We start from the raw sequence: 13,760 nt of genomic DNA, 5'->3' as shown, positions 1-13,760 counted from the left end.
GGTGCATGTCGTACTCGCCGGCGGCGGAACCGCCGGCCACATCGAGCCGGCCATGGCCCTCGCGGACGCCCTCCGCAGGCACGACCCGTCGATCGGGATCACCGCGCTCGGCACCGAGCGCGGCCTGGAGACCAGACTGGTCCCCGAGCGGGGCTACAGCCTGGAGCTGATCCCGGCCGTCCCGCTGCCCCGCAAGCCCACCCCCGAGCTGATCACCGTCCCGGGCCGGCTGCGCGGCACCGTCCGGGCCGCCCAGGAGATCATCGAGCGGGTCAAGGCGGACGCCGTGGTCGGCTTCGGCGGCTACGTCGCGATGCCGGCCTACCTGGCCGCCAAGCGCGCCGGGGTGCCCATCGTGGTGCACGAGGCCAACGCCCGCCCCGGCCTGGCCAACAAGATCGGCGCCCGGTACAGCGACTTCGTCGCCGTCTCCACGCCCGACTCCAAGCTGCGCGACTCCCGGTACATCGGCATCCCGCTGCGCCGCACCATCGCCACCCTGGACCGCAACGCGGTCCGCCCGGAGGCCCGGCACTACTTCGGGCTCGACCAGCGGCTGCCCACCCTGCTGGTCTCCGGCGGCTCCCAGGGCGCCCGCCGGCTGAACGAGACCATCCAGGCCATCGCGCCGCGGCTCCAGCAGTACGGGGTGCAGATCCTGCACGCGGTCGGCCCGAAGAACGAGCTGCCGCAGATCGACGACATCCCCGGGATGCCGCCGTACCGGGCCGTGCCGTACGTGGACCGGATGGACCTCGCCTACGCCGCCGCCGACCTGATGCTCTGCCGGGCCGGTGCGATGACCGTCGCCGAGCTGGCCGCCGTCGGGCTGCCGGCCGCCTTCGTCCCGCTGCCGATCGGCAACGGCGAGCAGCGGCTGAACGCCCAGCCGATGGTCAAGGCGGGCGGCGGCCTGCTGGTCGACGACGCCGAGCTGACCGCGGACTGGGTACTGCAGAACGTCCTGCCGGTGCTCACCGACCCGCGCAAGCTCTGGGACATGAGCCGGGCGGCCGCCGAGTTCGGCCGCCGGGACGCGGACGAGCTGCTGGTCGGCATGGTCTACGAGGCGATCGACGCCGCCCGGGGCGGCCGCCGACGTGGCTGACGCGCCGGTCCTCGACGGCTCGCCGCGGGACGAGGAGGACGCCGAGGAGCACGCTCCCCGGCTCCGGCTCTCCCGGCGGGGCGTCGTGGTGCTGTGCGTGCTGGCCGCCCTGGTGGCCGGCACGCTCGGCTGGCTGGTGTTCCTCTCCTCGGCCCTGGACGTGCGCGAGGTCGCCGTCCAGGGCCTGCAGAGCGGGCACCTGAGCGAGGACGAGGTGCGCCGGGCGGCCGGGGTGCAGGACGGTCGGCCGCTGGCCCGGGTGGACCTGGCCGCGGTGGAGAAACGGGTCGCCGCGGTGCCCAGGGTGGCCGGCGTCGAGGTGTGGCGCGGCTGGCCGCACACCCTGCGGGTGAAGGTGACCGAACGGCGGCCGGTGGCCGCGGTCCACACCGACCGGGGGACGTACCTGCAGGTGGACGCGGGCGGCAAGGAGTTCGCCGACGAACCGCAACCCCCGGACGGCGTACCGGTGGTGGAGCTCCAGCTCAGTGCGCAGGCGAACGAGGCGCTGGGCGTGATCGACCGGCCGGCCCTGGTACGGGCCGCCGTCACGGTGGCCGCGGGACTGCCCCCGGAGGTCGCCAAGCGGGCCGGCGCGGTCCAGGTGCACTCCTGGGACGACATCCGGCTCCAGTTGCGCGACGGGGTGACGGTGCGTTGGGGCAGTCCGGAGCGGACCGCGCGCAAGGCCGTGGTGCTGACCGCGCTGCTCGGCCGGAAGGCGTCGAATTATGACGTGAGTGCGCCGGACGCACCGGCTGTGTCGGGATGATCCGGTAAGTTCTGTGCCTGAGGGCGGTATTGACGGGGTCGGGACCCCGGTCCGACTCTTGGTGGTCACCCCGGTTTCGCCGAGGGGTCGATGATCACATAGGCTCAAAAGAAAAAAGGGAAGCTCGGCGTGTTCGTTGAACACGTGCCGTCCCGCGACCTACTGTCCTGTTTCACCAGGCTGTGTCAGACAGTGATGTGACACAGGCGCAGCGGTAACCCTAAACCTCAAGTTCAGGGTTCGGGTCGGTGGTCGGCATTTCGGACAATCCGTTCGAAAGCGCGCTCCCCACCCATCGACATCCGTCGGCCTTCACCAACACAGGGAGCCGACCCGGAAATTCGAGGCGAGAGGCCTTCGACGTGGCAGCACCCCAGAACTACCTCGCAGTCATCAAGGTCGTCGGAATCGGCGGCGGTGGTGTCAACGCCATCAACCGGATGATCGAGGTCGGGCTCAAGGGCGTCGAGTTCATCGCGATCAACACCGATGCGCAGGCCCTCCTCATGAGTGACGCCGACGTGAAACTCGATGTGGGCCGTGAACTCACCCGGGGCCTCGGCGCCGGCGCCAACCCCGATGTCGGCCGCAAGGCCGCCGAGGACCACCGCGAGGAGATCGAGGAGGTCCTCAAGGGGGCCGACATGGTCTTCGTCACCGCCGGCGAGGGCGGCGGCACCGGCACCGGCGGCGCGCCCGTCGTCGCCAACATCGCCCGCTCGCTCGGCGCCCTGACCATCGGTGTGGTCACCCGCCCCTTCACCTTCGAGGGCCGCCGCCGGGCCAACCAGGCCGAGGACGGCATCGCCTCGCTGCGCGAGCAGGTCGACACCCTGATCGTGATCCCCAACGACCGGCTGCTGTCCATCTCGGACCGCCAGGTCAGCGTGCTGGACGCGTTCCGCTCGGCCGACCAGGTGCTGCTCTCCGGTGTCCAGGGCATCACCGACCTGATCACCACCCCGGGCCTGATCAACCTCGACTTCGCCGACGTCAAGTCCGTGATGTCCGACGCCGGCTCCGCGCTGATGGGGATCGGCTCGGCCCGTGGCGAGGACCGCGCCAAGGCGGCCGCCGTGATGGCGATCTCCTCGCCGCTGCTGGAGGCGTCCATCGACGGCGCCCGCGGCGTCCTGCTCTCCATCTCGGGCGGTTCCGACCTCGGCCTGTTCGAGATCAACGAGGCGGCCCAGCTGGTCAGCGAGGCGGCCCACCCCGAGGCCAACATCATCTTCGGTGCGGTCATCGACGACGCGCTCGGCGACGAGGTCCGGGTCACCGTGATCGCGGCCGGCTTCGACGGCGGCCAGCCGCCGGCGATCGTCCGCGAGCCGGTGGTGAAGTCCGCCTCCACCCCGGCCCCGGCGGCCGCTCCCGAGCGCCCCGCCACCCGCCCGTCCTACGGCGCCATCGGCTCGGTGACCGCCCGCGGCGAGGAGGGGGCCCGCCAGCCGGAGACCGCCCCGGTCACCGCGACCGCCTCCCCGGTCCCGCCGCAGGTGCAGCCGGCCCGTCAGCCGTACGTGGAGAGCCCGGCCGAGGAGCTGGACGTCCCCGACTTCCTGAAGTGACCCCGGCCGTCCTGACGGATGGTCCGGCCCGGTGCTCACCCCGTCCCCGCCCGACCGGCGGGGCCGCGGGGTGGGCACCGTGGTGTTCCGAGCCCGTCGGCGGCCGGCGGCATCGGGGGGACCCGCCGGTGTGGCGGGGCGATAGGTGGACCACAGGACCACCGAATTGGTGCGATCATCTGTCTGCACCCTTGAGCCGGCCGGTCACCACTCCTACTGTCGCGAGCCATGCCGGCCGGCTCGCGAGCCACGTCTGGTTGGGCCCTGAACTCTGATGACGAACGACCTCTACGGACCGTTCCCGGGAAACAGCGCGTTCCTGGCCGGCCTGACGCAGCAGCAGCACGCCCGCTACGAGCAGCTCGGCACCAACCTCGAGGTGGTGGAGCGGCGGATCGCCGACGCCTGCGCGGCGGCCGGGCGGGAGCGATCCGAGGTGTCGCTGGTCGTGGTGACCAAGACCTACCCGGCCGAGGACACCGCGCTGCTGGCCGCCCTCGGCGTCACCGACGTCGCGGAGAACCGGGACCAGGACGCCGCACCCAAGGCGGAGCGCTGTGTGGAGCTGCCGCTGACCTGGCACTTCGTCGGCCAGCTGCAGACCAACAAGGTGCGCTCGGTGGTCCGTTACGCGGACCTGGTGCACTCGGTCGACCGGCCCAGGCTGGTCGGGTCGCTCTCCGCCGCCGTCCTCCAGGCCGAACGGGCGCCGCTCGGCTGCCTGGTGCAGGTGGCCCTCGACAAGGAGGCCGGCGAGGGCGGGCACCGGGCCGGGGTGGCACCGGCCGAGGTGCCGGAACTGGCCGCCCTGATCGCCGACACGCCCGGGCTGCAGCTGGCCGGTGTGATGACCGTCGCTCCGCTGTCCGGCCCGCTGGCCGGCGATCCGGCGGCGGCCTTCGGGCGGTTGGCGGAAATCGCAAGCGCCGTACGCGCGGCCCATCCTGCTGCCACGATGGTTTCGGCAGGGATGAGCGGCGATCTGGAACAGGCCGTGGCGGCCGGAGCGACACATGTACGCGTCGGGACGGCGGTACTCGGAGTGCGGTCACCGCTCGGGTAACGTCACCGGGTAGTAGATCAGACTGCAGGACAAAATAGGACAGAACCTAGCAGCTTTTCAGAGCGCTAGCGAACCGTGGATCGCACCTCCGCCCCCCGTGCTCCCGGCCTGACGGGCCGTCGGCCCGATGGCCCCTGAGCGGGCGGCGGAGACCGCAGGTGAAGACCGTGGTCGGAGCCGATCCACCACAGAGCGGAGGAGACAGGAGCATGGCCGGCGCAATGCGCAAGATGGCGGTCTACCTCGGCCTCGTGGAGGACGAGACGTACGACGGCCAGGGGTACGACCCCGACGACGACTACGACTCGGACCCCGAGCCGATCCGGACCGGCCGCACCGAGGACCTCAGGTCCGCGGCCGCCACCCAGCCCGCCCCGGCGCCGGTCGCCCACATCGCCCCCCAGCCGGTGCCGGCCGCCGTGCCGATCCGGCAGGAGGCGCCGCGGATGGCTCCCGTGTCGTCCATCACACCCGACCGACGCCACAACGTGGAGAAGAGCGCCCCGGTGATCATGCCCAAGGTAGTGAACGAACGAGAGCCCTACCGCATCACCACACTTCACCCTCGAACCTACAACGAGGCCCGTACCATCGGGGAACAGTTCCGTGACGGGACCCCTGTGATCATGAATTTGACCGAGATGGACGACACCGACGCGAAGCGCCTCGTAGACTTCGCCGCTGGACTCGTCTTCGGTCTGCACGGCAGTATCGAGCGCGTGACCCAGAAGGTGTTCCTCCTGTCTCCTGCTAACGTCGATGTCACGGCGGAGGACAAGGCTCGGATCGCCGAGGGTGGGTTCTTCAACCAGAGCTGACCCGGCCACGACTTTATGTGTGGATCGAGCAACAGTGTGTGACTGACGGAATGTTGGCGGGGGAGAGGGAGACGAGATGGGGATCGTCGGCGCGGTGCTCTACTGGGCGCTGACCGTCTTCCTGCTGATCCTGCTCTTCAGACTCGTCATGGACTGGGTCTTCCAGTTCGCCCGCTCGTGGCGACCCGGCAAGGCCATGGTCCTGGTCCTGGAGGCCACGTACACTGTCACGGATCCGCCACTCAAGCTTCTTCGGCGGTTCATCCCGCCGTTGCGTCTCGGGGGCGTGGCGCTCGACCTGTCCTTCTTCGTACTGATGATCATTGTGTATGTCCTGATCTCGCTCGTGCGGTCCCTGTCGGTGTGAGCGATGCGACAGGATTCCGGAGTGCCGACGATCACGTTGAGGTGAAGAGATGCCATTGACCCCCGAGGACGTTCGGAACAAGCAGTTCACGACCGTCCGGCTGCGCGAAGGCTATGACGAGGACGAGGTCGATGCCTTCCTCGACGAGGTCGAAGCCGAGCTGACCCGCCTGCTGCGCGAGAACGAGGACCTGCGCGCCAAGCTGGCGGCGGCCACCCGTGCCGCCGCGCAGAACCAGGCCAACATGCGCAAGGAGCAGCAGCAGCCCCAGGACGCCCGGCCGGGCGCCCCGGTGCCCGCCGCCATATCCGGCCCGCCGGTGCCCGGCCAGCAGCAGGGCCCCGGTCCGCAGCAGATGGGCGGCCCGCAGCAGCAGATGGGCAACCAGCCCCTCGGCCTGCCGTCCGGCGCCCCGCAGCTTCCGGCCGGTCAGGGCGGCCCGATGCAGCAGCAGATGGGTCAGCCGCAGCTCGGCCAGCCGATGGGCCAGCCGCAGATGGGCCAGACCATGGGCGGCCAGCAGCAGCTGGTGCAGCCGATGGGCGGTCAGATGCTGCAGCCGATGGGCAACCCGATGCAGCAGATGGGCCAGCCGCAGATGGGCCAGCCCATGGGCGGCCAGCAGCTGCAGCCGATGGGCGGCCCGATGGGGCAGCAGCTCGGCGGCCCGCTCGGCGCACCCATGCCGCAGCAGCAGCAGGGTCCCGGCGGCGACAGCGCGGCCCGCGTGCTCGCGCTCGCCCAGCAGACCGCCGACCAGGCGATCTCCGAGGCCCGGTCCGAGGCCAACAAGATCGTCGGCGAGGCCCGCAGCCGCGCCGAGGGTCTGGAGCGGGACGCCCGCGCCAAGGCCGACGCCCTGGAGCGGGACGCGCAGGAGAAGCACCGCGTGGCGATGGGCTCGCTGGAGTCCGCCCGCGCGACGCTGGAGCGCAAGGTCGAGGACCTGCGGGCCTTCGAGCGCGAGTACCGCACCCGCCTGAAGTCCTATCTGGAGACCCAGCTGCGCCAGCTGGAGTCGCAGGCGGACGACTCGCTCGCCCCGCCGCGGATCCCCGCCACCGCTTCGCTGCCGCCGGCCGCGTCGTCGATGGCGCCGACCGGTGCGTCCTCGATGAGCAGCGCCACCCCGAGCTTCGGCGGCCAGCCGTCGTTCGGCGGCGGCCAGTCCTTCGGCGGCGGCCAGTCCTTCGGCGGACAGAGCTCCTTCGGCGGCGGCAGCGGCCAGCCCTCCTTCGGTGGCCAGTCGGGTGTCGGCAACGGCGCTCCGCAGATGGCTCCCGCCGGGATGACCCAGCCGATGGCGGCGGTCCGTCCGCAGCCTCCGCAGCCGATGCAGCAGGCGCCGGCGCCGATGCGCGGCTTCCTCATCGACGAGGACGGCGACAACTAAACAGCACCACCGTCGAGGGCGCCCCTTCTGTGACCATGGTCACGGCGGGGGCGCCCTCGTGCGTGGCCCTGCGGGCGGCGGGCGGACGGCTTCCGTTCGTTGCGCCGGGGTCCGCTGTGGTCCTCCGCTGCGAGGCGCCGTTCTCCCCGGCCTTCCGCCCGGGGGCACCCGGGGGCGGGAAGGCGGTGGCCGCCGGGGGCGGGTGCGGGTGGTGGGACTGCGTGAGCAGGTGGGAGCGTGGGGCGTTTGTTGCGCCGGGATGCGGCGGACTCTTCTGCTGCGCGTCGTTCTTCCCGGCCTTCGGCCCGGGAGGGCCGCGGGGGCGGACAGGCGGTGATCGCCGGGGTGGGGGCGTTCGTTGCGCCGGGATGCGGCGGACTCTTCTGCTGCGCGCCGTTCTCCCCGGCCTTCGGCCCGGGAGGGCCGCGGGGGCGGACAGGCGGTGGCCGCCGGGGTTGGGTGGGGGCAGTGGACTGTGCGAGCCGGTGGGGGCGGTGCCCCGGGGGCGGACAAGGCGGTGGCCGCCGGCTCCCGTGGGGGAGGCGGCGGCCACCGGTGGTGCGGGGGTGGGGTCAGGCCTTGCGGAGCTGGAAGGTGAGGCCGAGGGACTCGTCGGTGAAGGTCTCGGACTCCCAGTCGGCGGAGCCGGCGGCGAAGTCGGTGGCGAGGACCTCCTCGGCGACCAGGCCGCCGTGCTCGGTGATGGCGCCGGCGGTCTCCTCGTCGGCGGACTGCCAGCGCAGCACGATCCGGTCGGCGACGTCGAGGCCGGAGTTCTTGCGGGCCTCCTGGATCTGGCGGATGGCGTCGCGGGCGACACCGAGCCGCTTGAGCTCCGGGGTGATCGTCAGGTCGAGGGCGACCGTGGCGCCGGCCTCGTTGGCGACGGCCCAGCCCTCGCGCGGGGTCTCGGTGATGATCACCTCGTCGGGGGTCAGCGCGACGGACTCGCCGTCCAGCGTGACGGTGGCGGTGCCGGTGGCGCGCAGGTCGGCCGCGAGGGCGGCGGCGTCGGCGGCGGCGACCGCCTTGGCGACCTCCTGGACGCCCTTGCCGAACCGCTTGCCGAGCGCCCGGAAGTTGGCCTTGGCGGTGGTGTCGACCAGCGAACCGCCGACCTCCGCCAGCGACTCCAGCACCGAGACGTTGAGCTCCTCGGTGATCTGCGCCCGCAGGTCGGTCGGCAGCTCGTCCCAGCCCTGGGCGGCGATCAGGGCGCGGGACAGCGGCTGACGCGTCTTGACCCCGGACTCGGCGCGGGTGGCGCGGCCGAGCTCGACCAGGCGGCGGACCAGCGCCATGTGCCCGGACAGCTCGGTGTCGATCAGCGTCTCGTCCGCCACCGGCCAGGTGGCCAGGTGCACCGAGGCCGGGGCGTCGGGCGCGACCGGGACGACCAGGTCCTGCCAGACCTGCTCGGTGATGAACGGGGTCAGCGGCGCCATCAGCCGGGTGACCGTCTCCAGTGCCTCGTGCAGGGTGGCGAGCGCCGCGGCGTCGCCCTGCCAGAAGCGGCGGCGGCCGCGCCGGACGTACCAGTTGGAGAGGTCGTCGACGAAGCCGGAGAGCAGCTTGCCGGCCCGCTGGGTGTCGTACGACTCCAGCGCGAGGTCGACCTCGCGGACCAGGGTGTTCAGCTCGGAGAGCACCCAGCGGTCGAGCTGCGGCCGGTCGGCCGGGCGCGGGTCGGCGGCGGACGGCGACCAGTCGGCGGTGCGGGCGTACAGGGCCTGGAAGGCGACGGTGTTCCAGTAGGTGAGGAGGGTCTTGCGGACCACCTCCTGGATGGTGCCGTGCCCGACCCGGCGGGCCGACCAGGGCGAGCCGCCGGCGGCCATGAACCAGCGCACCGCGTCGGCGCCGTGCTGGTCCATCAGCGGGATCGGCTGCAGGATGTTGCCCAGGTGCTTGGACATCTTGCGGCCGTCCTCGGCGAGGATGTGCCCGAGGCAGACCACGTTCTCGTACGCGTTCTTGTCGAACACCAGGGTGCCGACCGCCATCAGCGTGTAGAACCAGCCGCGGGTCTGGTCGATCGCCTCGGAGATGAACTGCGCCGGGTAGCGCTTCTCGAACAGCTCCTTGTTCTTGTACGGGTAGCCGTACTGGGCGAACGGCATGGAACCCGAGTCGTACCAGGCGTCGATCACCTCGGGCACCCGGACAGCCGTGCCGGAGCACTGCGGGCAGCCGAAGGTGACGTCGTCGATGTACGGGCGGTGCGGGTCGAGCGCGTCCTGGTCGGTGCCGGTCAGCTCGCCCAGCTCGGCCAGCGAGCCGACGCAGGTGAGGTGGTCCTCCTCGCAGCGCCAGATCGGCAGCGGGGTGCCCCAGTAGCGGTTACGGGACAGCGCCCAGTCGATGTTGTTGTTCAGCCAGTCGCCGAAGCGGCCGTGCTTGACGTTCTCCGGGTACCAGTTGGTGGCCTCGTTCTCCCGGATCAGCGCGTCCTTGACCGCGGTGGTGCGGATGTACCAGGACGGCTGCGCGTAGTAGAGCAGCGCGGTGTGGCAGCGCCAGCAGTGCGGGTAGCTGTGCTCGTACGGCAGGTGACGGAAGAGCAGGCCGCGCGCCTGGAGGTCGGCGACCAGGGTCTCGTCGGCCTTCTTGAAGAAGACGCCGCCGACCAGCGGGACGTCCTCCTCGAAGGTGCCGTCGGCGCGGACCGGGTTGACCACCGGCAGACCGTACTTGCGGCAGGTCGCCAGGTCGTCCGCGCCGAAGGCGGGGGACTGGTGGACGATGCCGGTGCCGTCCTCGGTGGTGACGTAGTCGGCGTTGAGGACGTAGTGCGCGTCCTCGATCTCGACCAGGTCGAACGGCCGGGTGTACGCCCAGCGTTCCATCTCGGCGCCGGTGAAGGACTCGCCGGTGGTCTCCCAGCCCTCGCCCAGCGCCTTGCCGACCAGCGGCTCGGCGACGACCAGCTGCTCGGTGCCGTCGGTGGCCACCACGTAGGTGACGTCCGGGTGCACGGCGGCGGCGGTGTTGGAGACCAGGGTCCACGGGGTGGTGGTCCACACCAGCAGCGCGGCCCGGCCGGCCAGCGGGCCGGAGGTCAGCGGGAAGCGGACGAACACCGAGGGGTCGACCACGGTCTCGTAGCCCTGGGCCAGTTCGTGGTCGGACAGGCCGGTGCCGCAGCGCGGGCACCAGGGGGCGACCCGGTGGTCCTGGACCAGCAGGCCCTTGTCGAAGATCTGCTTCAGCGACCACCAGACGGACTGGATGTACTCCGGGTCCATGGTCCGGTACGCCTCGTCGAGGTCGACCCAGTAGCCCATCCGCTCGGTGAGCTTGGCGAACTCGTCGGTGTGCCGGGTGACCGACTCGCGGCACTTGGCGTTGAACTCGGCGATGCCGTACGCCTCGATGTCCTGCTTGCCGGAGAAGCCGAGCTCCTTCTCGACGGCCAGCTCGACCGGCAGGCCGTGGCAGTCCCAGCCGGCCTTGCGGGCGACGTGGTAGCCCTTCATGGTCCGGAACCGCGGGAAGACGTCCTTGAAGACGCGGGCCTCGATGTGGTGCGCGCCGGGCATGCCGTTGGCGGTGGGCGGGCCCTCGTAGAAGACCCACTCGGGGCGGCCCTCGGACTGCTCCAGGCTCTGCCGGAAGACCTTGTTGTCCTGCCAGAAGCTCAGGATCCGGTGCTCCAGCGCGGGCAGGTCGACCTGCGGCGGGACGGCGTTGTAGGTGGTCATGGGGTGCGTCTACCTCCGGCGGATGCGTGGACTGGCTTCCGACGGAGGGACGAGACGGCGTGCCGTCCCGCGGTACCACCCTCCTTGACCGCGATGGTGACTGCGGCCCTCTTGTTTTAGGGCTTGCTGCCGGGTCTACCGGGCCCAGGGCCCCTCTTCCGGCGGCTCCGGGGTGATCTTCCCGCCGCGCACACCCCCGGGCTCACACCGTCCCCGGGTCGCTCTCGGCTGCGTACGTCGGTACTCGTCCCATCAGCGCCTCGCAGGCCCCAGTGTATCGGCCCCGGCAACCCGGTTTCGCAGCGTTCGCTACGCGCCGTGAGGTTAGCGGATGACGATCTGGGCACAACTTGGGCAGCAACGGGGTGCGGGTCGAGCGGTCACGGCTGCCCGAGTGGGTTCCATGGAGCGCATCGGTATGTCCCGTTGTGGCCGGATTCGATGGGGATTATCGTTCCGGCACCGGAGACCGCCGGGAACCGGCGGTTCGAATTATTCGTAAATGAGGTCGAAGCCATGGCTGAGAAGGCAACAGGTGCGGGTACCGCCACCAAGCGGGCGCGCAAGGCTGTGGCAGGCGACCCAGGGGAGGGGACCGTGAGCACTGCACGGCGTAAGACCAGCACCACCACCGGCCATTCCGCGACCACCAGCCGCACCCACGTGCCGGCCGCCACCGGCGCCCGGGGCGGCGGCGCCGAGTCGGTCGACCCGGCCGAGCTGCCGGTCCGCCCGGGCGAGGAGCCGTGGACCACGGCCGAGGTGGCCGAGCTGCACGCCGAACTGAACGCGGACCTGGAGCGGCTGGTCGCCGAGATCGAGGCCTCCGAGGCCGCCATCACCGGCCTGATGCGCGACTCCAACGACGGCGCGGGCGACGACCAGGTCGACGCCGGCACCAAGAACATCAACCGGGAGAGCGAGCTCGCGCTCGCCAACAACGCCCGCGACAGCCTCGCCCAGACCGAGCGGGCACTGGCCAGACTCGAGGGCGTCGGCTTCGGCATCTGCGAGTCCTGCGGCCAGGCGGTCGGCAAGGCCCGGCTGCAGGCCTTCCCGCGGGCGACGCTCTGCGTCACCTGCAAGGCCAAGCAGGAACGCCGCTGACCCCCGGCCCGGGAGACGGGAGACGGGCGGTCCGGCTGGTCATTGCCGTACGCTCGTCCCCGTAACGTCGGCCCACCCGGCCGGTCCACTTTGTACAGGCAGCGGAGCGGATCATCAGCACTCCAGGTTCCCCCCAGACCCAGGACGACGCCGTCCCGACCGCGCGTGTGCCGCACGAGCCGGAGAGCGCCCTGGACGAGACCGCCGAGCCCGCCGACGGCGCAGCCGCCGAGCCGGGCGGCGCCACCGCGGCCGGTGCCACCGCCGCCGGCGGGGCGCGGGCCGCGGTCCGCCGCCGCCGGATCGGCGTCCTGCTGGCCGTCGCGCTGCTGGCCTACGTGATCGACCTGGTCTCCAAGCTGCTGGTGGTCGCCCGCCTGGAGCCCGACCACTCGGTGATCCGGGTGGTCGGCGACATCATGACCTTCCAGGTGATCCGCAACCCCGGCGCCGCGTTCGGCATGGGACAGGCGATGACCGTGGTGTTCACCGCCATCGCCGCCGCCGTCATCGTGGTGATCTGGCGGATCGCCCGCCGGCTGTACAGCCTGCCCTGGGCGGTCGCCCTCGGCCTGCTGCTCGGCGGCGCCTTCGGCAACCTCACCGACCGGCTGTTCCGCTCGCCCGGCGTCTTCCGCGGCCACGTCGTCGACTTCGTCTCGGTGCAGCACTTCGCGGTCTTCAACCTCGCCGACTCGGCGATCGTCTGCGGCGGCATCCTGGTCGTCCTGCTCTCCTTCCGCGGCTCCAACCCGGACGGCACCAGCCACCAGCCGGCCAAGGCCAAGGACGACACCGCGGCCGCCGACACCACCGACCGGACCGAGTAGCGGCCGGACCCGGCAGCGGCCGCACCCGCCCCGGCCCCGCGCCCGCGGGTCGGGCGGGCACCCGCGGTCCGGCATACTCGTACGGGTGAGTACCGCAGCGCAGACCCGCAGCCTCCCCGTTCCCGACGGCCTGGAGGGCGAGCGACTCGACGCCGCCCTGGCCCGGATGTTCGGTTTCTCCCGGACCAAGGCCGCCGAGCTGGCCGCCGACGGCAAGGTGACGCTCGACGGGGCGGTGGCCGGAAAGTCGGACCGGGTGACCGCCGGCGCCTGGCTGGAGGTCGAGATCCCCGCCCCCGCCTCGCCCGTGCAGATCGTCGCCGAGCCCGTCGAGGGCATGCGCATCGTGCACGACGACGACGACATCGTGGTCGTCGACAAGCCGGTCGGCGTCGCCGCCCACCCCAGCCCCGGCTGGACCGGCACCACCGTGATCGGCGGCCTGGCCGCGGCCGGCTACCGGATCTCCACCTCCGGCGCGGCCGAGCGCCAGGGCGTGGTGCACCGCCTGGACGTCGGCACCTCCGGCCTGATGGTGGTCGCCAAGTCGGAGCGCGCCTACACCGACCTCAAGCGGCAGTTCCACGACCGGATCACCGAGAAGAAGTACCACACCCTGGTCCAGGGCCACCCGGACCCGATGAGCGGCACCGTGGACGCCCCGATCGGCCGCCACCCGAGCTCCGACTGGAAGTGGGCGGTGACCCGGGACGGCAAGGCGTCCGTCACCCACTACGACCTGATCGAGGCCTACCGGGCCGCCTCGCTGCTGGACATCAAGCTGGAGACCGGCCGCACCCACCAGATCCGGGTGCACATGTCCGCGCTGCGCCACCCGTGCGTCGGCGACCTCACCTACGGCGCCGACCCGACGCTCGCCAAGCGGCTCGGCCTGACCCGCCAGTGGCTGCACGCCGTCCAGCTCGGCTTCGAGCACCCCTCGGACGGCGAGTGGGTGCAGTTCCACAGCGAGTACCCGGCCGACCTGCAGAAGGCCCTCGACATCATCTCCTCCGAGAGCTGAGGGAGG

General features: G+C 71.8%; 11 protein-coding genes. 10 read left to right on the top strand and 1 reads right to left on the bottom strand.

Annotation, left to right across the window (positions count from 1 at the left end):
- Position 1 precedes the first annotated feature (1 nt).
- The 7 genes from murG to AC2TEW_RS18295 all read left to right on the top strand — a co-directional run bounded on the left by murG (position 2) and on the right by AC2TEW_RS18295 (position 7,092).
- Positions 2-1,108, top strand: coding sequence for an undecaprenyldiphospho-muramoylpentapeptide beta-N-acetylglucosaminyltransferase (gene murG, locus AC2TEW_RS18325; RefSeq protein ID WP_033825329.1), 1,107 nt, complete (start codon positions 2-4; stop codon positions 1,106-1,108).
- Complete coding sequence (locus AC2TEW_RS18320) at positions 1,101-1,880, top strand: cell division protein FtsQ/DivIB (RefSeq protein ID WP_484624426.1); 780 nt, start codon at positions 1,101-1,103, stop codon at positions 1,878-1,880. The genes murG and AC2TEW_RS18320 overlap by 8 nt, the downstream gene beginning before the upstream one ends.
- 362 nt (positions 1,881-2,242) lie before the next feature.
- The gene (gene ftsZ, locus AC2TEW_RS18315; protein WP_484624425.1) at positions 2,243-3,451 is read left to right on the top strand and encodes a cell division protein FtsZ; all 1,209 of its coding nucleotides are present in this window, start codon (positions 2,243-2,245) and stop codon (positions 3,449-3,451) included.
- Positions 3,452-3,725: 274 nt separating this feature from the next.
- Entirely contained in the window at positions 3,726-4,514 is a 789-nt protein-coding gene (locus AC2TEW_RS18310) for a YggS family pyridoxal phosphate-dependent enzyme (RefSeq protein ID WP_484624424.1), read from the top strand.
- 209 nt (positions 4,515-4,723) lie between these two features.
- Entirely contained in the window at positions 4,724-5,332 is a 609-nt protein-coding gene (locus AC2TEW_RS18305) for a cell division protein SepF (RefSeq protein ID WP_033825327.1), read from the top strand.
- Positions 5,333-5,408: 76 nt separating this feature from the next.
- The gene (locus tag AC2TEW_RS18300) at positions 5,409-5,699 is read left to right on the top strand and encodes a YggT family protein (RefSeq protein WP_033825326.1); all 291 of its coding nucleotides are present in this window, start codon (positions 5,409-5,411) and stop codon (positions 5,697-5,699) included.
- Positions 5,700-5,748: 49 nt separating this feature from the next.
- Entirely contained in the window at positions 5,749-7,092 is a 1,344-nt protein-coding gene (locus AC2TEW_RS18295; protein ID WP_484624423.1) for a DivIVA domain-containing protein, read from the top strand.
- Between the two features lie 572 nt (positions 7,093-7,664).
- On the opposite strand, the gene ileS is transcribed toward AC2TEW_RS18295, so the two are convergent.
- The gene (gene ileS / locus AC2TEW_RS18290; RefSeq protein ID WP_484624422.1) at positions 7,665-10,793 is read right to left on the bottom strand and encodes an isoleucine--tRNA ligase; all 3,129 of its coding nucleotides are present in this window, start codon (positions 10,791-10,793) and stop codon (positions 7,665-7,667) included.
- A gap of 597 nt (positions 10,794-11,390) precedes the next feature.
- Here ileS and AC2TEW_RS18285 point away from each other — a divergent pair.
- The 3 genes from AC2TEW_RS18285 (at position 11,391) to AC2TEW_RS18275 (ending at position 13,754) form a co-directional block, all read left to right on the top strand.
- A complete protein-coding gene (locus tag AC2TEW_RS18285) occupies positions 11,391-11,900 on the top strand; it encodes a TraR/DksA family transcriptional regulator (RefSeq protein WP_484624421.1) in 510 nt (169 codons plus the stop codon).
- Between the two features lie 110 nt (positions 11,901-12,010).
- On the top strand, positions 12,011-12,730 hold the full coding sequence (gene lspA / locus AC2TEW_RS18280) for a signal peptidase II (RefSeq protein WP_484624454.1): 720 nt from the start codon (positions 12,011-12,013) through the stop codon (positions 12,728-12,730).
- Positions 12,731-12,815: 85 nt separating this feature from the next.
- Entirely contained in the window at positions 12,816-13,754 is a 939-nt protein-coding gene (locus tag AC2TEW_RS18275; protein ID WP_484624420.1) for an RluA family pseudouridine synthase, read from the top strand.
- Positions 13,755-13,760 lie beyond the last annotated feature (6 nt).

The organism is Kitasatospora sp. NEAU-CNBT7, assembly GCF_057220535.1.
This window is presented reverse-complemented; position numbering and strand designations above follow the sequence as displayed.